19 protein-coding genes are annotated in these 17,366 nt (G+C 69.3%); 14 read left to right on the top strand and 5 right to left on the bottom strand.

Features of this window, described 5'->3' with window-relative positions:
* The 8 genes from AC07YS_RS28575 to mnhG form a co-directional block, all read left to right on the top strand.
* A partial coding sequence (locus AC07YS_RS28575) for a TRAP transporter large permease subunit (RefSeq protein ID WP_495269394.1) occupies positions 1 to 396 on the top strand: 396 nt, incomplete at its 5' end.
* Positions 397 to 421: 25 nt separating this feature from the next.
* Positions 422 to 808: a fluoride efflux transporter CrcB gene (crcB, locus tag AC07YS_RS28570; RefSeq protein ID WP_062468679.1), complete on the top strand. Its 387-nt coding sequence runs from the start codon at positions 422 to 424 to the stop codon at positions 806 to 808.
* A 77-nt stretch (positions 809 to 885) separates the two neighbouring features.
* Entirely contained in the window at positions 886 to 3,852 is a 2,967-nt protein-coding gene (locus AC07YS_RS28565; protein ID WP_070063998.1) for a monovalent cation/H+ antiporter subunit A, read from the top strand.
* Complete coding sequence (locus AC07YS_RS28560) at positions 3,852 to 4,202, top strand: Na+/H+ antiporter subunit C (RefSeq protein WP_056582686.1); 351 nt, start codon at positions 3,852 to 3,854, stop codon at positions 4,200 to 4,202. Before AC07YS_RS28565 ends, AC07YS_RS28560 begins: the two co-directional genes overlap by 1 nt.
* Positions 4,199 to 5,905, top strand: a complete 1,707-nt coding sequence (locus AC07YS_RS28555) for a monovalent cation/H+ antiporter subunit D (RefSeq protein ID WP_495269395.1) — start codon at positions 4,199 to 4,201, stop codon at positions 5,903 to 5,905. The genes AC07YS_RS28560 and AC07YS_RS28555 overlap by 4 nt, the downstream gene beginning before the upstream one ends.
* Entirely contained in the window at positions 5,902 to 6,393 is a 492-nt protein-coding gene (locus tag AC07YS_RS28550; protein ID WP_062468688.1) for a Na+/H+ antiporter subunit E, read from the top strand. Before AC07YS_RS28555 ends, AC07YS_RS28550 begins: the two co-directional genes overlap by 4 nt.
* Positions 6,390 to 6,668, top strand: a complete 279-nt coding sequence (locus AC07YS_RS28545; protein WP_062468691.1) for a K+/H+ antiporter subunit F — start codon at positions 6,390 to 6,392, stop codon at positions 6,666 to 6,668. The genes AC07YS_RS28550 and AC07YS_RS28545 overlap by 4 nt, the downstream gene beginning before the upstream one ends.
* Positions 6,665 to 7,015 (top strand): monovalent cation/H(+) antiporter subunit G, encoded by a 351-nt coding sequence (mnhG, locus tag AC07YS_RS28540; protein ID WP_062468694.1) that lies wholly within the window; start codon positions 6,665 to 6,667, stop codon positions 7,013 to 7,015. The genes AC07YS_RS28545 and mnhG overlap by 4 nt, the downstream gene beginning before the upstream one ends.
* Before the next feature lie 15 nt (positions 7,016 to 7,030).
* Here the strand turns inward: mnhG and AC07YS_RS28535 are convergent, their stop codons facing one another.
* Positions 7,031 to 8,026 carry an ABC transporter substrate-binding protein gene (locus AC07YS_RS28535; RefSeq protein WP_495269396.1) on the bottom strand — a complete coding sequence of 332 codons (996 nt, stop codon included), beginning with the start codon at positions 8,024 to 8,026 and terminating at the stop codon, positions 7,031 to 7,033.
* 120 nt (positions 8,027 to 8,146) lie between these two features.
* On the opposite strand from AC07YS_RS28535, the gene AC07YS_RS28530 reads away from it, so the two are divergent.
* The 6 genes from AC07YS_RS28530 to AC07YS_RS28505 all read left to right on the top strand — a co-directional run bounded on the left by AC07YS_RS28530 (position 8,147) and on the right by AC07YS_RS28505 (position 13,469).
* Positions 8,147 to 8,818: a TetR family transcriptional regulator gene (locus AC07YS_RS28530; RefSeq protein WP_495269397.1), complete on the top strand. Its 672-nt coding sequence runs from the start codon at positions 8,147 to 8,149 to the stop codon at positions 8,816 to 8,818.
* Between the two features lie 83 nt (positions 8,819 to 8,901).
* A complete protein-coding gene (locus AC07YS_RS28525) occupies positions 8,902 to 9,714 on the top strand; it encodes an ABC transporter permease (RefSeq protein ID WP_062468702.1) in 813 nt (270 codons plus the stop codon).
* Positions 9,711 to 10,760, top strand: a complete 1,050-nt coding sequence (locus AC07YS_RS28520; RefSeq protein ID WP_495269398.1) for an NAD-dependent epimerase/dehydratase family protein — start codon at positions 9,711 to 9,713, stop codon at positions 10,758 to 10,760. The genes AC07YS_RS28525 and AC07YS_RS28520 overlap by 4 nt, the downstream gene beginning before the upstream one ends.
* Positions 10,761 to 10,764: 4 nt before the next feature.
* Positions 10,765 to 11,601: a GNAT family N-acetyltransferase gene (locus AC07YS_RS28515; RefSeq protein ID WP_495273695.1), complete on the top strand. Its 837-nt coding sequence runs from the start codon at positions 10,765 to 10,767 to the stop codon at positions 11,599 to 11,601.
* Positions 11,602 to 11,613: 12 nt separating this feature from the next.
* Complete coding sequence (locus AC07YS_RS28510) at positions 11,614 to 12,681, top strand: dihydrodipicolinate synthase family protein (RefSeq protein WP_495269400.1); 1,068 nt, start codon at positions 11,614 to 11,616, stop codon at positions 12,679 to 12,681.
* Positions 12,678 to 13,469, top strand: coding sequence for an ABC transporter ATP-binding protein (locus AC07YS_RS28505; protein ID WP_495269401.1), 792 nt, complete (start codon positions 12,678 to 12,680; stop codon positions 13,467 to 13,469). The genes AC07YS_RS28510 and AC07YS_RS28505 overlap by 4 nt, the downstream gene beginning before the upstream one ends.
* Positions 13,470 to 13,489: 20 nt before the next feature.
* Here the strand turns inward: AC07YS_RS28505 and AC07YS_RS28500 are convergent, their stop codons facing one another.
* The 4 genes from AC07YS_RS28500 to AC07YS_RS28485 are packed head-to-tail and all read right to left on the bottom strand — an operon-like array spanning position 13,490 to position 17,353.
* A complete protein-coding gene (locus AC07YS_RS28500) occupies positions 13,490 to 14,512 on the bottom strand; it encodes an XdhC family protein (protein ID WP_159277855.1) in 1,023 nt (340 codons plus the stop codon).
* A gap of 16 nt (positions 14,513 to 14,528) precedes the next feature.
* The gene (locus tag AC07YS_RS28495; RefSeq protein ID WP_495269402.1) at positions 14,529 to 15,182 is read right to left on the bottom strand and encodes an SRPBCC family protein; all 654 of its coding nucleotides are present in this window, start codon (positions 15,180 to 15,182) and stop codon (positions 14,529 to 14,531) included.
* Positions 15,183 to 15,216: 34 nt separating this feature from the next.
* Positions 15,217 to 16,431, bottom strand: coding sequence for a vWA domain-containing protein (locus tag AC07YS_RS28490; protein ID WP_159277857.1), 1,215 nt, complete (start codon positions 16,429 to 16,431; stop codon positions 15,217 to 15,219).
* Positions 16,432 to 16,450: 19 nt separating this feature from the next.
* Positions 16,451 to 17,353 (bottom strand): AAA family ATPase, encoded by a 903-nt coding sequence (locus AC07YS_RS28485; RefSeq protein WP_495269403.1) that lies wholly within the window; start codon positions 17,351 to 17,353, stop codon positions 16,451 to 16,453.
* Between the last annotated feature and the right edge of the window lie 13 nt (positions 17,354 to 17,366).

Genomic DNA, 17,366 nt, shown 5'->3' with positions numbered 1-17,366 from the left:
CGCGAGCTGGCCGAGTGGGTCGACAGCATGCATCTGTCGCCCTATGCATTGATCGGTGCGCTGGTGGTGGTGTACCTGGTGCTGGGCACGGCGCTGGACGGCATCTCGATGATCGTGCTGACCAGCGCGGTGGTGCTGCCGATGATCCAGAAGGCGGGCTTCGACCTGGTCTGGTTCGGCATCTTCGTGGTGCTGCTGGTCGAGATCGCCGAGGTCACGCCGCCGGTGGGCTTCAACCTGTTCGTGCTGCAGAACATGACCGGAAAAGACAGCAACGTGATCGCCCGGGCGGCCATTCCGTTCTTCTTCTGCCTCGTGCTGTGCATCGCGCTGATCACGCTGTTCCCGGGTATCGTCACGATCCTGCCCGACCTGGTGATGGGCAAGGAGAAATGACAGTGCGACGACGACAAGGGAACGGATGCCTCCTCTATTGCCGGTTCTAGCGATCTGCGTGGGCGCCTCGTGCGGCGCCCTCGCCCGCTGGGGCCTGGGCCTGTGGCTCAACACCGGCGGCCCCGTGCCCTACGGCACGCTGGCCGCCAACCTCGTCGGCGGCTACCTCGTCGGCGTGGCCGTGGCCGTGTTCCAGGCGCTGCCGCAGCTCGACCCGGTGTGGCGGCTGCTGCTCATCACCGGTTTCCTCGGCGGGCTCACGACCTTCTCGAGCTTCTCGGCCGAAGTGGTCGCGCTGCTGCTCGGCGGACGCCCCTTGCTGGCGCTGGGCACCGGCCTGCTGCACCTGTGCGGCTCGCTGGTGCTGACCTGGCTGGGCATTCGCAGCGTGCAGCTCGTGCTGGCTTCGTGACAGCGAAAAAACTGCCCGTGCTCCTGCGGTTATAGACAGGGGCTCTCCAGAGGGTCGGTCGATAGAATCGACCCCCGATGCCCCTCGCCCTTCTCGTCGCACTCCCCTTTCTTGCCAGCGTGCTGGCCGCGTTGATGCCGTCCAACGCGCGCAACCGGGAGTCGACCCTTGCAGGGCTCGTCGCATTGGGCTGCGCGATCCAGGTCGCCTGGCTCTTTCCGCAGATCGCGCACGGCAACGTGCTGCGCCAGGAGATCGAGTGGCTGCCCGCCCTCGGCCTGAACCTCGTGTTCCGCCTCGACGGCTTCGCGTGGCTGTTCTGCATGCTGGTGCTGGGCATCGGCGCGCTGGTGGTGCTCTATGCGCGCTACTACATGTCGGCCTCCGACCCGGTGCCGCGCTTCTTCTCGTTCTTCCTCGCGTTCATGGGCGCGATGATGGGCGTGGTGCTCTCGGGCAACCTGATCCAGATGGTGCTGTTCTGGGAGCTCACCAGCCTGTTCTCCTTCCTGCTCATCGGCTACTGGCACCACCGGCGCGACGCGCGGCGCGGCGCGCGCATGGCGCTCACCGTCACCGGCGCGGGCGGGCTGTGCCTCTTGGCCGGCGTGCTCGTGCTGGGCCGCATCGTCGGCAGCTACGAGCTCGACATCGTGCTGGCCTCGGGCGACATCATCCGCGCGCATGCGCTGTACCCGGTGGCGCTGGTGCTGATCCTGCTCGGCGCGTTCACCAAGAGCGCGCAGTTCCCGTTCCACTTCTGGCTGCCGCGCGCCATGGCCGCGCCCACGCCGGTCTCGGCCTACCTGCACTCGGCCACCATGGTGAAGCTGGGCGTGTTCCTCATGGCGCGGCTGTGGCCCGTGCTCTCGGGCACCGAGCAGTGGTTCTGGATGGTCGGCGGCGCGGGTGCGATCACGCTGCTGCTGGGCGGCTTCGCGGCCATGTTCCAGCGCGACCTGAAGGCGCTGCTGGCCTACTCGACCATCTCGCACCTGGGCCTCATCACGCTGCTGCTGGGCCTGAACAGCCCGCTGGCGGCGGTGGCGGCCGTCTTCCACGTCATGAACCACGCGACCTTCAAGGCCTCGCTGTTCATGGCGGCCGGCATCATCGACCACGAGACCGGCACGCGCGACATCCGCAAGCTCAGCGGCCTGATGCGGCTGATGCCCATCACCGGCACGCTGGCCATCATCGCCAGCGCCTCGATGGCCGGCGTGCCGCTGCTCAACGGCTTTCTCTCGAAGGAAATGTTCTTCGCCGAGACGGTCTTCATCCAGGCCACGCCATGGATCGACCTCAGCCTGCCGGTCATCGCCACCCTCGCGGGCATCTTCAGCGTGGCGTACTCGGCGCGCTTCGTGTTCGACGTGTTCTTCGGCCCGCCCTGCGGCCCCGACGTGCCCAAGCCGCCGCACGAGCCGCCGCACTGGATGCGCGTGCCGGTCGAGCTGCTGGTGCTGGTGTGCCTGGTGGTGGGCGTGGCGCCGGCCTGGTCGGTCGGCCCGATGCTCGCGGCCGCGGCCACGCCGGTGGTCGGCGGCACGCTGCCCGTCTACAGCCTGGCCGTGTGGCACGGCTTCAACCTGCCGCTGATGATGAGCTTCGTCGCGCTGGCAGGCGGCGCCGTGCTCTACCTGCTGCTGCGCCGCCCGCTGGGCAGCGGGCGCCTGGAGCACACGCCGCTGCTGCACCGCTTCGACGGGCAGCTCATCTTCGAACACCTGATCGCGCTGCTGAGCGAAGCCGGCCGGCGCAGCCGCCGCCTCTTCGGCACGCGCCGCCTGCAATGGCAGCTGCTGTGGCTGGTGGTGGTGGCCGTGGCCGGCGCCGCGGCCTCGTTGTGGACCACGCCGGCCGATCGCGGCACGCGCGAGCTGCTGCCCTTCTCGCCGATGTTCGCGATGACCTGGCTCATCGGTTGCACCTGCGCCGTGGCCGCCGCGTGGCAGGCCAAGTTCCACCGGCTCGCGGCGCTGATGCTGGCCGCGGGCGCCGGGCTGGTCTCGTGCGTCACCTACATCTGGTTCTCGGCGCCCGACCTGGCGCTGACGCAGCTGGTGGTCGAGGCCGTGACCACGGTGCTCATCCTGCTGGGCCTGCGCTGGCTGCCGATGCGCAGCAAGGACGTGGTGCAGCCCGCGCGCATGCGGCTGCGCCCCTGGGGTCGACGCGGGCGCGACCTGCTGGTGGCCACCATCGCCGGCTGCGGCATGGCGGCACTGGCCTGGGCGATGATGACGCGCACCTTCCCGCAGAGCATCTCGCCGTTCTTCCTCGAACGCGCGCTCACCGAAGGCGGCGGCACCAACGTGGTCAACGTGATGCTGGTCGACTTCCGCGGCTTCGACACCTTCGGCGAGATCACGGTGCTGGGCATCGTGGCGCTCACCGTGTATGCGCTGCTGCGGCGCTTCCGCCCGGCCATCGAATCGATGGCGTTGCCGATCCAGCAGCGGCTGCAGGTCGACGACGGCAGCAGCGACCTGCTGAACCCGCGCCGCGCCACCGACTCCGCCATCGGCTACCTGATGGTGCCGGCCGTGCTGGTGCGCCTCGTGCTGCCCGTGGCCGTGCTGGTGTCGGTGTACTTCTTCATGCGCGGCCACAACGCGCCCGGCGGCGGCTTCGTCGCGGGGCTGGTGATGTCGGTGGCGCTGGTGCTGCAGTTCATCGTCTCGGGCACCGAGTGGGTGGAAGAGCACCTGCGCATCTACCCGCGCCGCTGGATCGCCATCGGCCTGCTGTTCGCGCTGGCCACCGGCGGCGGCGCGATCGTGTTCGGCTACCCCTTCCTCACCACGCACACCGCGCACGTGCACGTGCCGCTGCTGGGCGACATGCACGTGCCCAGTGCCCTCTTCTTCGACATCGGCGTGTTCGCGCTGGTGCTCGGCGCCACCATGCTGATCCTGACCGCGCTGGCCCACCAGTCCATCCGAAGCCACCGCTGGGCCGACGAGCAAGAAGAGAAAGAAGCGCAGGCCCGCGCGGCCGCCGAAGCCGAAGAAGCGGCCGCCGCCACCGGAGGGGCCCGCTGATGGAAATCGTGCTGGCCATCGCCATCGGCGTGCTCACGGGGTCGGGCGTGTACCTGCTGCTGCGCCCGCGCACCTTCCAGGTCATCATGGGCCTGACGCTCATCTCGTACGCGGTCAACCTGTTCATCTTCAGCATGGGTCGGCTCAAGGTCGACAGCGAGCCGGTGCTGGTCGAAGGCTTCAAGGCCACGCTGGCCAACACGGCCGACCCGATGCCGCAGGCGCTGGTGCTCACGGCGATCGTGATCGGCTTTGCGATGACCGCCCTGTTCCTCGTCGTGATGCTCGCCTCGCGCGGCCTGTCGGGCACCGACCACGTGGACGGTGAAGAGCGGGAGGCCGTGGAATGAACGACGTGCTTCACCTGCTCGACCGCTTCCTCGAGTTCAGCATGCCGCACCTGGTGGCGGTGCCCATCCTCGTGCCCATGCTCACGGCGGCGCTGATGCTGCTGATGAACGAGAACCACCGGCGCACCAAGTCGTTCCTCAGCGTGGTCTCGGGCCTGGTCGGCCTGCTGGCCGCGCTGGCGCTGCTGCGCTGGGTGAACGCGGCCGACACCGGCGGCGGCCCGGGCTCCATCGGCGTGTACCTGCCGGGCAACTGGCGCGCGCCCTTCGGCATCACGCTGGTGGCCGACCGGCTCTCGACCATGATGGTCGCGCTCACGGGCGTGGTGGCCTTCGCGGCCTCGATCTATTCCACCTCGCGCTGGGACCGCGCGGGCGTGCACTTTCATCCGCTGCTGCAGCTGCAGCTCATGGGCCTGAACGGCGCCTTCCTCACGGGCGACCTGTTCAACCTGTTCGTGTTCTTCGAGGTGATGCTCGCCGCCTCGTACGGCCTGCTGCTGCACGGCTCGGGCCGGCTGCGCGTGCGCGCCGGGCTGCACTACATCGCGATCAACCTCGCGGCCTCGTCGCTGTTCCTGATCGGCGCAGCCATCCTGTACGGCGTGACCGGCACGCTCAACATGGCCGACCTGGGCGCGCGCATCGCCGAGCTCGCGCCGGGCGACCGCGGCCTGGTGCACGCGGCCGCGGCCATCCTGGCCACCGCGTTCTTCGCCAAGGCGGGCGCGTGGCCGCTGAACTTCTGGCTGGTGCCGGCCTACAGCGCGGCCGTGTCGCCGGTGGGCGCGGTGTTTGCACTGCTCACCAAGCTCGGCGTGTACACCGTGCTGCGCCTGTGGACCGTGCTGTTCGCGCCCGACACCGGCGCCTCGGCCGCCTTCGGGCAGGCCGCGCTGGTGGGCGTGGGGCTGGCGACGCTGTTCGTGGGCGCCATCGGCATCGTCGGCACGCAGCGGCTGTCGAACCTCGCGGGCTTCAGCGTGCTGGTGTCGGCGGGCACGCTGCTGGCCGCCGTGGGGCTGGGCGACCCCGCCGTGTGGGCGGGCGCGCTGTACTACATGCTGAGCTCCACGCTCGCGGTGGCGGCCTTCTTCCTGCTGATCGACATGATCGAGCGCTGGCGCAACGCGGGCATGAGCGTCGCGCCGCACGAGGCGGCGGGCAACGCGCCCTTCCTGGCCGAAGACCTGCGCGCGCTCGACGACGTGAACCTCGACGACGATGCCCAGGCGCTCTACGGCCGCGCCATTCCGGCGGGCGTGGCCTTCCTGGGCCTGAGCTTCATGCTGTGCACGCTGCTGCTGGCGGGCCTGCCGCCGCTGTCGGGCTTTGTCGGCAAGTTCGCGATGCTCTCGGGCCTGCTCGACGCCAAGGTCGTCACCACGGCCGGCTGGACCTTCTTCGGGCTGCTGATCGTCGCGGGCTTTCTCTCGCTGATTGCGCTGAGCCGCACCGGCATCCGCCATTTCTGGACGCAGCCCCACGCCACCATGCCCTCGCTGCCCGCGCTCGAGGTGCTGCCGGTGGCCGCCCTGCTCGCGGCCTGCGTCGCGCTGACGGTCTGGGCCGAACCCGTGATGCAGCACGCGCAAGCCACCGCGGGCGGCCTGCGCACGCCCACCGCATACCGCGAAGCCGTGCTCGGCGCGAAGCAGAAGCCCAACCCGGTGCCCGCGAAGAAAGAGGAGGCCAAGCCATGAAGCGCTTGATGCCTTCCCCACCGCTGTCGTTCGCGCTGTTCGTCATCTGGCTGCTGCTCAACCAATCGCTCGAAGCGGCCACGCTGCTGTCGGCCGCGCTGCTGGCCATTGCCGTGCCGCTGATCACCAAGGGCCTGCGCCCCGCCACCGTGCGCATGCGCCGGCCCGGCGTGGCGCTGCGGCTGTCGTTTCTGGTCACCTTCGACATGCTGAAGTCGGCGTACGACGTGGCGCGGCTGCTGCTCACACGCCGCACCGCCGACATCTCGGCGCGCTTCGTGCAGATTCCGCTGGACATGCGCGACCCCAACGGCCTCGCCGTGCTCGCGATGATCATGTGCCTCACGCCCGGCACGGCCTGGGGCGAGGTGTCGTTCGACCGCACCACGCTGCTGATCCACGTGTTCGACCTCGAGGACGAGGCGGCCTTCATCGCCCTGATCAAGACCCGCTACGAACGTCCGCTGATGGAGATTTTCGAATCATGACGCCTGTTCTCTTCTGGGCCCTGAAGGCCGCGCTCTTCCTGCTGGCCGTGGCGATGCTGTGCGCGCTCTTTCGCCTGCTGGCCGGCCCGTCCGCGCAGGACCGCGTGATGGCGCTCGACTGCCTCTACATCAACGGCATGCTGATGATGCTGGTGCTCGGCATCAACTACGCGAGCAGCGTGTACTTCGAGGCGGCGATGCTGGTGGCGCTGTTCGGCTTCGTGGGGTCGACCTCGATCGCCAAATTTCTGCTGCGCGGGGAGGTCATCGAATGAGCGCCACCGCACTTCCTCTTTGGGCCGAGATCATCACCGCCGTGTTCGCGGTGCTCGGCGCGGCCTTCGCGGCCATCGGCTCCTTCGGCCTGGTGCGCATGCCCACCTTCTTCCGCCGCATCCATGCGCCCACGCTGGGCGCCACGGTGGGCGCCTGGTGCCTGACGGTGGCCACCATCGCCTACTTCTCGGTGCAAGGTTTCAGCCTGTTCCTGCACGCGGTGCTGATCGTGCTGTTCATCGTGCTGACGGCGCCGATCACCACCATCTTCCTGATGCGTGCTGCCCTCTTCCGCGAACGGCAGAAGGGCAACACGAAGGTGCCGCCTTCCTCCGAGTCGCGCTGAAGCGGCTTCTTCCCATCAGTTGGGCGCCATGCGCACGCCCTTGTCGAGGAACTCGTTGGTGAACAGCGTCGCCGGGTCGTAGGCCTTGTCGATGCCGATCAACGAAGACACGAGCTCGTAGTCGGCCTTCACGCGCGCACCGTCGAAGGCGCCGAGCGCCACCTTGGTGGTGGTGTCGTCGCGCATCAGCTGCTTGATGCGATTCCACTGGTCGCGCTGGTTGTCGGGCGTGAGGCCGCTCACGCTGGCCTGCAGCGCCTGCAGGCAGGGCTCGAAGCTCTTCACGCAGGCGTCGTAGGCGCGCTGCGTCACGGCCACGAACTTCTTCACCTGGCCGGGGTTCTTCGCGAGGTACGGGCCATTCACGATCAGCGAGTTGCCGTACACGTTCACGCCCGCGTCGCGCCACGGCTGGAAGCCCAGGTCGGCGCCGAACTCGCGCGCCTTCAGGTCGTGCTCGTTGTAGAAGTCGCTGATGATGTCGACCGACATGCTCTTCAGCGCCGCCACCTTGGCCTGCGGGCTCACGTTGACGAAGGTCACGCTGGCCGGGTCGAGCCCCACCTTCTTGGCGAAGGCCGGCCACATGAGGCGCGCGGCGTCGCCGGGCGGGTTGCCGATCTTGCGGCCCGCGAAGTCCTTGGGCCCGTTGATGCCCGACGACTTGAGCCAGTAGAAGCCCTGCGGGCTGTTGGCGTAGATGACCATCACGGCCTTCACGTCGGCGCCCTTGCCCTTGGCCTGGATCGTGGTGGGCAGGTCGGAAATGCCCAGGTCGCTGCCGCCGGTGCCCACGCGCTGCGCCGACACGGCCGAGCCCTTGCCGGCCTCGATGGTCAGGTCGATACCCGCTTCGGTGTACCAGCCCTTGGCCTTCGCGAAATAGATCGGCGCATGATCGGCCGTGGGTGTCCAGTTGAGCATCAGGCTCATGGCATCGGCCGCGAACGCGGCAGGGGCCGAGGCCATGAGCAAGGCGGTGGCGCCGGCGGCCGACAACAGCTTTTTCATGCGGAACACTCCAAAAGAAGGTAAAAACAAGTCCTGAAATTCATATTACCAACTGTTTGGTTGACAGGCAATCCAGATCATCCAGACTGCGTTGCCCCTGCCGGGAGAATCAAAAACACCATGACCGCCACCAAGCCCGCCCGCACCGCCGTCGCCACGAAACGCGAGCGCGACCCCGTCGCCGCCAAGCAGGCCCTCATCGCCGCCGCGGTGGCCGAGTTCGCCACCAAGGGCTTCGCAGGCGCGCGCGTCGACGAGATCGCCGCCAACGCCGGGGTCAACAAGCAGCTCGTGTACCACTACTTCGACAGCAAGCAGGGGCTGTACCTGGTCGCGCTCGAATCGGTCTATGCCGAGATCCGCGAGAAGGAACAGAAGCTCACGCTCGACGCGCTCGAGCCGCTCGAGGCCATGAAGCAGCTGGTGGCCTTCTCGTTCGACTACCTGGCCGAGCACCCCGAGTTCATCGCGCTGCTGGCCGACGAGAACCGCAACCACGGCGCGCACCTGCGCGAGTCGGAGCGGCTGCAGAAGATGCACTCGCCCTTCATCGAGATGCTCGAAGCCACGCTCGAGCGCGGCGTGGCGGCCGGTGTGTTCCGGCCCGACTTCGATGCGATCAACCTCTACATCTCGATCGCCGGCATCTCGTACTTCTTCTTCTCCAACAACCACACGCTGTCGGCCATCTTCGGCAAGCCGCTCGATGCACGCGGCGCGCTGCTGCAGCGGCGCCGGCACGTGATCGAGTTCGCGCTCAACGCCTTGCGCCCCGACAAGGCCGCCGCATGAAAATTATCAACTAGTTGGTTGACTCGAGTCATGGCGACTCCTATGATTCGCCGCATTGCTTCTTCCCTGACCCAGGAACAGACATGACGGCACCCGACGGCGCGCTGGCGCCCCTCGCTTCCACGCCCCTATCGGGCGAGCGCCCCGAATGGCAGCGCTGGTCCCTCGTGGTCGCGGTGCACCTGGCGGGCATCGTGCTGTGGGAGCTCGCGGTGCGGGTCTTCGCGATCCAGCCCTTCATCCTGCCGGCGCCCTCGAAGGTGCTGGCCACGCTGGCCAACCCGAACTACAGCTGGCTCAAGAACACCGGCGTCACCGCGCTCGAAGTGTTCGGCGGCTACGCGCTGGGGCTGGTGCTCGGCATTCTTTGCGCGCTGCTCTTCATCACCAGCAAGCGGCTGATGCTGCTGGTGTTCCCGCTGCTGGTCACGCTCAACATGATTCCGAAGGTGGCGATGGGGCCGCTGGTGATCGTGTGGTTCAGCTACGGCATCGGGCCGAACATCCTCATCACCTTCAGCCTGTGCTTCTTCCCCATCCTGCTGACCACCATCCGCGGCCTGAACGAGACCGAGCCCGAGCTGCTCGACCTCGTGCGCGCGCTCAAGGGCTCGCGCTGGCAGCTGTTTCGCTACATCCAGCTGCCGGGCTCGCTGCCGTACGTGTTCTCGGGCATGAAGGTCGCCACCATCCTCGCCGTGGCGGGCGCGGTGGTGGGCGAGTTCATCGCCTCGGAACGCGGCCTGGGCTATCTGATGATCCAGGTCCAGGCCTCGCTGGACACGCCCGCGGTCTTCATGGCCGTGCTGCTCATCACGGGCCTGGGCGTGCTGCTCTATCTGCTGGTGCTTCTGCTGGAGCGCCTCTTCATCACCCAGGACGCAAGAATCCAATGACCTCCACGCCTGTCCTCGACGACCTGCCCTTTCCCGAGCGCTTCGAGAGCGAAGCCGCGCTTGAAGACTACCTGGCCACGCCCTCGCGCGACCTCGTGCGCGACATGGCCCGCCTCGACGGCGACCTGATGATCCTCGGCGTGGGCGGCAAGATGGGCCCCACGCTGGCCCGCCTCGCGAAGAACGCCATGCCCGGGCGCCGCGTGATCGCCGTCGCCCGCTTCAGCGAAGCCGGCGTGCGCGAAGCGCTCGAAGCGCACGGCATCGAGACCATCGCCTGCGACCTGCTCGACCGCGCCGCCATCGCTGCGCTGCCGCCGTGCGCCAACGTGGTCTTCATGGCCGGGCGCAAGTTCGGCGCCGACGCCGACAACCCGCTGACCTGGGCCATGAACGCGCACGTGCCGGCGCTGGTGGCCGAGCACTTCCACGCCTCGCGCATCGTCGCCTTCTCGACCGCCTGCGTGTACCCCTTCGTGCCCGTGACCAGCCAGGGCGCGAGCGAGAGCGACGCGCCCAACCCGCCCGGCGAATACGCCAACTCGTGCGTGGGCCGCGAGCGCATGTTCGAGTACTTCTCGCAGCGCCACGGCACACCGGGCCGCCTGTTCCGCCTGAGCTACGCCATCGACCTGCGCTACGGCGTGCTGGCCGACGTGGCGCTCAAGGTGTGGCGCGGCGAGCCGGTCGACGTGACCATGGGCCACGTCAACGTGATCTGGCAGGGCGACGCGAACGCACAGGCGCTGCGCTGCCTCGTGGCGGCCACCGTGCCGACCTCGCCGCTCAACGTGAGCGGGCCGGAGACCACGTCGATCCGCTGGCTCGCGGAAGAATTCGCGCGCCAGTTCGACAAGCCCGTGACGATCAGCGGGCAAGAGGCCCCGACCGCGTGGCTGATGAACACCGGCGAAGCCGAGCGCCTGTTCGGCTACCCGCGCGTGCCGCTGGCGCAGCAGATCCGATGGGTGGCTGACTGGATCTCGCGCGAGCAGCGCCAGTACGGCAAGCCGACCAAATTCGAATCGCGCGACGGCAAGTACTGAGCCCATGACCATGCCCGCCGTCGAAGCCCTGTCGTCGATCACGCCCGGCATCGCCCCGATGCTCGACGCGCTGGTCGCGGCGAGCGGCTGGAACCAGACCGTTCACGACTGGCGGCTGTTCGAGCGGCTAGGCACGGTGCATGGCGTGCGTGACGGCGAAGGCCAGCTCATCGCCAGCGGCGCCGTGCTGCCGATGGAAGGCGTGGCGTGGATCAGCATGATCCTCGTGATGCCTGCCGCGCGCGGTCAAGGCCTGGGCCGCGCGGTGTTCGCGCGCTGCCTCGACCAGGTGAAGACCGCCGGCCTCGTCGCGATGCTCGACGCCACGCCGCAGGGCGAGCCGCTCTATGCGAGCTTCGGCTTCACGCCGCTGTGGCGCCTCACGCGCTGGCAGCGCGAGGCCGCGCCCGCCACCGCATCGCTCACCACAGACAAGCCAGCCCTCGACAACCTGGCGGCGCTCGACGCGCAGGCGCTGGGCTTCGCACGCCCCGCCGTGCTCGCCGACCTGCTCGGCCGCGAGGACAGTCGCTGCGTGCGCAACGGCCTGGGCTTCGGCCTCGTGCGCGCGGGCCGCACTGCGCACCACATCGGGCCGCTGCTGTCGTCTGACGAAGCCGTCGCCGCCGCGCTGCTGACGCAGGCCGCACGCGGCATCGACGGCCGCATCTACATCGACGTGCCCGACAACCGCAAGGCCATGACCGCCGCGCTGCACGCCGCCGGCTTCACGCCCCAACGCAGCTTCACGCGCATGGCGCTGGCCACGCGCGACGGCGCGCAGCCGCCCACCGGACACCCCGCCTTCATCCACGCCATCTCCGGCCCCGAGTTCGCCTGAGGACCTTCGCCCATGCCACTGAACCGCTCCGACCTTCCCGCCGACGTGCTTGCGCTGCTGTCGCAAGGCACCGTCATCCCGGCGCACCCGCTCGCGCTCGACGCCGACCGCCAGTTCGACCGCCAGCGCCAGCGCGCGCTCACGCGCTACTACGTCGATGCCGGCGTGGGCGGCCTCGCGGTGGGCGTGCACACCACGCAGTTCGCGATCCGTGAGCGCGGCCTGTACGCCACCGTGCTCGAGGCCGCGATGCAGGACCGCCTGGCCTGGAACGACCGTCCGATGGCGATGATCGCCGGGATGTGCGGCCCGACCGCGCAGGCGCAGGCCGAGGCGCGCACCGCCGTCTCGCTGGGCTATCACGCGGGGCTGCTGAGCCTCGCGGCGCTGGCCGGGTCGTCGGAAGACGCGCTCATCGCCCATTGCGAGGCGGTGGCGCAGGAGATTCCGCTGATCGGCTTCTACCTGCAGACCGTGGTCGGCGGCCCGATCCTGTCGAGCGACTTCTGGCGCCGCTTCGCGCTCATTCCCAACGCGCTGGCGATCAAGGTCGCGCCCTTCAACCGCTACCGCAGCATCGACGTGGTGCGCGGGCTGGTCGATGCGCGCGCCGAGGAGCGCGTGTTCCTCTACACCGGCAACGACGACCACATCGTGCTCGACCTCGCGCTGCCCTTTGCCGCGATGCGCGACGGCGCGCCCGTGCAGGTGCGCTTTCGCGGCGGCCTGCTGGGCCACTGGTCGGTGTGGACGTCGAGCGCGGTGCACCAGCTGCAGCAGATCAAGGCCGAGCTGGCCGCCAGCGGCGGCGCACTGAGCCCCGCCCTGCTCGCGCTCGATTCGCGCGTGACCGACTGCAACGCCGCCTTCTTCGACGTGGCGAACAACTTCCACGGCTGCATCGCGGGCTGCCACGAGGTGCTGCGGCGCCAGGGTTTGCTCGAAGGCATCTGGTGCCTCGACCCCGAAGAAGGCTTGGGCAAGGGCCAGTCGGCGGAAATCGACCGCGTCTACCGCCAGCACGGCGACCTGGCCGACGACGCCTTCGTGCGCGACAACCTGGCACGGTGGCTGGCATGAGTGCCGTGCTCGCATCGCAGCAGGAGGCGCCGCTGATCCGCATGCGGCAGCTGCGCAAGGTCTACCGCAAGCGCAACGAGGAGTTCCTCGCCGTCTCCGACGTCACGATGGACGTGCACGCGGGCGACATGATCTCGCTGGTCGGTCCCTCGGGCTGCGGCAAGTCGACGTTGCTGAAGATTCTCTCGGGCCTGCACGGCCACGACGGCGGCACGCTCGAGATCGGCGGCCCCGGCGGCACGGGCTTCAACCCGGGCCGCGACGTCGGCATGGTGTTCCAGCAGCCGCTGCTGCTGAAGTGGCGCACGATTCTCGAGAACGTGCTGCTGCCCGCCGACATCCTCGGGCTGGACCGCAAGGCCGCCAAGGCGCGCGCGCACGAACTGCTCGACATGGTCGGCCTCACGGGCTTCGCCGACAAGCTGCCTTACGAACTCTCGGGCGGGATGCAGCAGCGTGCGGCCATCGCGCGTGCGCTCATCCACGACCCGAAGCTGGTGCTGATGGACGAGCCCTTCGGCGCGCTCGATGCGCTCACGCGCGAGAAGATGAACCTGGAGATGCTGCGCATCTGGGAGCGCAGCCGCAAGACCTTCATCGTGGTCACGCACAGCATCCAGGAGGCGGTGTTCCTGGGCTCGCACTGCGCCGTGCTCACGGCCGGGCCGGCGCGCATGGCCGACTTCTTCCGCATCGACCTGCCCGAGCCGCGCAAGCTGCACGTGAAGACCAGCCCCGAGTTCGGCGAGTACGTGCGCCGCATCTACGACCTGCTGGGCGTGGACTGAGCCTCGCCCCGTCCTTCAGTTCAGCTGGGCTGCAGCTGCTGGATTTCCTTGGCGCGCGCCACTTCGACTTCGCGCGGCAAGGTCACCGCGTTCTTCACGGCCAAAATTTCCGCCATCACGCTCACCGCGATCTCGGGCGGCGTCTTGCTGCCGATGAAGATGCCGATGGGCCCGCGCAGGCGCGCGAGCGACTCGGCCGTCTGGTCGAAGTGCTCGATCATGCGGTCGCGCCGCGCGTCGGCGTTGCGACGCGAACCGATGGCGCCCACGTAGAAGGCCTCGCTCTGCAACGCTTCGAGCAGCGCGAGGTCGTCAAGCTTGGGGTCGTGCGTGAGCGCGACCACGCAGCTGCGACGGTCGGGCCGGAAGGCCAGCACGGCGTCGTCGGGCATCTCGGTGGTGATCGTCACGCCGGACAGCGTCCACGCGGTGCGGTACTCGGCGCGCGGGTCGCACAGCGTCACGGCGAAGCCGCTGAACTTGGCCATGGTCGCCAGGTACTCGGCAAGCTGGCCGGCACCGATCAGCAGCATGCGGTACTCGGGGCCGAAGGTGTTGGTGAGCTCGGTGTCGTTCACCGTGAGCTCGTCGGGCGCGGTCGCCTCGGCCAGCCGCACCGCGCCGGTGGCCAGCGTCACCGTGCGGCGCATGAGCTTGCCGCGTTCGAGTTCGGCGACCAGCGTGTCGAGCGCGTCGGCGTCGGGCGCGTATTCGAGCAGCAGCTCGAGCGTGCCGCCGCAGGGCAGCCCGAAGCGGTGCGCCTCGTCGGCCGTGATGCCGTACTTGACGAGCGCGGGCGGTGCGCCCAGCGGCACGTCTTCGCCCTTGCCGTGGGCGTGGCTGTAGCGGGCGATGAGGTCGTCCTCGATGCAGCCGCCCGAGACCGAGCCGACCACGGCGCCGTCCTCGGCCAGCGCCATGATCGAGCCCACGGGACGCGGCGACGAGCCCCAGGTGCGCACCACGGTGGTCAGCAGCGCGCGCTTGCCGGCACGCCGCCAGTCGCGCAGCGTGCGCAGCACCATGACGTCGAGGTTTTCCATGGCAGGACCTTGTGCGTCAGGCGGCGTCGCCCGGGGTGGCGGCGTCTTCGCCGTCCTTCTTGCCGAAGCCCATCTTCTTCATGAGGCCCGACATCACGCCGGCCTTCTCGGCGGGCGCCTCGGCCGCCGCTTCCGCGGGCGGTGCAGGCGGCGGGCCGTAGCGGCTTTGCATCTCGGCCTCGAAGCGCTTGAAGAAATCGTCGGCGGTGGACTTGGCCGCGCCGTCGATCAGGCGCTGGCCGAGCTGGGCGATCTTGCCGCCGACCTGGGCCTGCACGGTGTAGTCGAGTTCGCAGCCGGCAGGGGTCGGAGTCACCGGGGCGGCTTCGGCAGCAGGTGCGCCCTCTGCGATGGGTGCGCTGTCGGCCACGGCCACCGGCTTGAGCGACACGCTCGACGAGCCCTTGGCAAACCCCGCCACGCCGCCCTGCCCCTCGAAGGTGAGCTTGTAGCCGTCGGGCGCGACGATGTCCGACAGCATCACCTTGCCGCTGAACTTGGCCGACACCGGGCCGATCTTTACGGCCAGCGCCACGCTGTAGGTGTTGTCGCCCGTGAGCTCGAACTTGTCGCAGCCGGGGATGCACTTCTTGAGCGTCTCGGGATCGTTGAGCGCGTCCCAGGCCTGTTGTTGGGTGACGCCGAGGCGGCGGTTTCCGAGCATTTCCATGGTGGGTTTCCTTTGTTCCTTCCTGAGTCCGGTCCTAGCGACTGGCGCGCATCAGCGCGGCCAGGCTGGCGGCCAGCTGTTCGAGTGCATTCAGATTGTGGACCGCCAGCATCGCGTCCGCATGGCGGTGCAGCACGGCGGCCCCACGCGCCAGAGGGGCGTAGCCCTCGAAGCGCAGCAGCGGGTTGAGCCATAGCAGCCGGCGCGAATGGCGTTTGAGCCACTGCAGTTCGGTCTCGAGCTGCGCGGGCTCGCCCGTGTCGAGGCCGTCGCTGATCACCAGCACCAGCGTGCGGCGACCGATGAGCCGGCGCGCATGCGACTGGCGCAGCTCGGCCAGCGAGCCGCCCAGCCGCGTGCCGCCCGCGAAGTCGTCGATGGCCAGGCTCGCGGCCCCCAGCATGGCGTCGGTGTCGGCCAGCCGGAAAGCCGGCGTGAGGTCAGTCAGCCGCGTGCCGAAGGCGAACACGTCGCGCCGGCCGGCGCGCCGCGTGGCGGCATGCAGAAAGGCCAGCAGCAGGCGCGCGTAACGCTCCATCGAGCCCGACACGTCGACCAGCACCAGGAGCGGCAGAGGCTGCTCGCGCCGCGCCAGCCGGGGCAGGCGCAGGATCTCGCCGCCGGTGCGGGCCGCCTCGTGCAGCACGCCGGGCCAGTGCATGCGCGCGTGCGCGCGGCCGGCATCGCCCGCCGGGCGCAGTCGGCGCGCGGGCAGTTCGGGCACCGGCAAGCGGATGTCGCGCGCCAGCCGCTCGACCAGCCGGTACTCGGCCGCGCCCAGCGCGTTGAAGTCGGCATGCTGCAGCCGCTGGCGGTCGCTGGCCGTCATGGCGGCGTCGAACTTGATTTCCTCGTCGGGCTTCGTCGGCGCCGCGGGCTTCACGGTGTCGCGCGGCGGACTCAGCGCCTCGCGCACGCGCGGGCGGCGCTTGGAAGGTTCGGCCTTGCCTTCGGCGCTGGGCAGCATCTGGGCGAGCAGCTTGTTGGCCAGCTCGGGGTCGCGGAACCACGCATCGAAGAGTTCACGGAACACCAGCCGGTCCTGCTCGCGGCTGACCATCACGGCTTCCATCGCGGCGCCCAGGTCGAGCTTGTCTTCCACGCCGACCAGCGTGGCCGCCTCGGTGGCGAGCGCGATGCGCATGGCGTCGGTGCGCACCCCGGCGCGGCGCAGTGCGCGGCCGAAGGCGGCGATGTTGCCCGCCAGCTTGCCGCTGCGGACGTCGCCGAGTTGCTGGATGCCGGCCATGTAGGTGCCTCGGCCTCGCTTAGTTGGCGAGCGGTTCCTCGGGCCTCAGCAGGTCGGAGGCCAGCTCGTGCGTCAGCGCCGCCACGTCGTCGCGCTGCTTGAAGAGGATGCCGGCGGTGTCGACGACCACTTCGGGGTCGAGTTCGACGGTGTCGAGCGCGATGAGCGCCCGCGCCCACTCCACGCTTTCGGCGATGCCGGGCGCGCGCTGGAAGGCGTTGGCGAACGGCGCCGAGCGCAGCCGCGCGACAAAGGCCGCCACCTGCGCCGACAGCGCCTCGCCGGCCTGCGGCACCTGCGCGCGCACGATGGCCAGCTCGCGCTCGCGCTCGGGGTAGTCGAGCCAGTGGTAGAGGCAGCGCCGCTTCACGGCGTCGTTGAGTTCGCGCGTGCGGTTGCTGGTGAGCAAGGTCACGGGCGGCACCACGGCGCGCACGGTGCCCAGCTCGGGAATGCTGACCTGGTACTCGCCCAGGTACTCGAGCAGGAAGGCTTCGAAGGGCTCGTCGGCGCGGTCGACCTCGTCGATCAGCAGCACCGAACCGGGCGCCGGCGTCTGCAGGGCCTGCAGCAGCGGACGGCGGATCAGGTAGTGCGGCTGGTAGACCTCGGCCTCCACGTCGCGTGCCGCCCCGGTGGCTTCGGCCGCGCGCATGTGCAGCAGCTGCGCGGCGTAGTTCCATTCATAGAGCGCCTCGCGCTGCTCCATGCCGTCGTAGCACTGCAGGCGCAGCAGCTCGCGGTTGAGGGCGATCGACAGCGCCTTGGCCAGCTCGGTCTTGCCGACGCCGGGCTCGCCTTCGAGCAGCAGCGGGCGCTGCAACTTGAGCGCGAGGAACACCGCGGTGGCCAGGCGGCGGTCGGCAAAGTAGCCGGCCTGCCGCAAGCCGTCGGAAAGGGCGTCGATGGTCGGGAAGATCATGGGCAAGCGTAGC

The organism is Variovorax sp. GW458-11-26-14-LB1, assembly GCF_059423965.1.
This window is presented reverse-complemented; position numbering and strand designations above follow the sequence as displayed.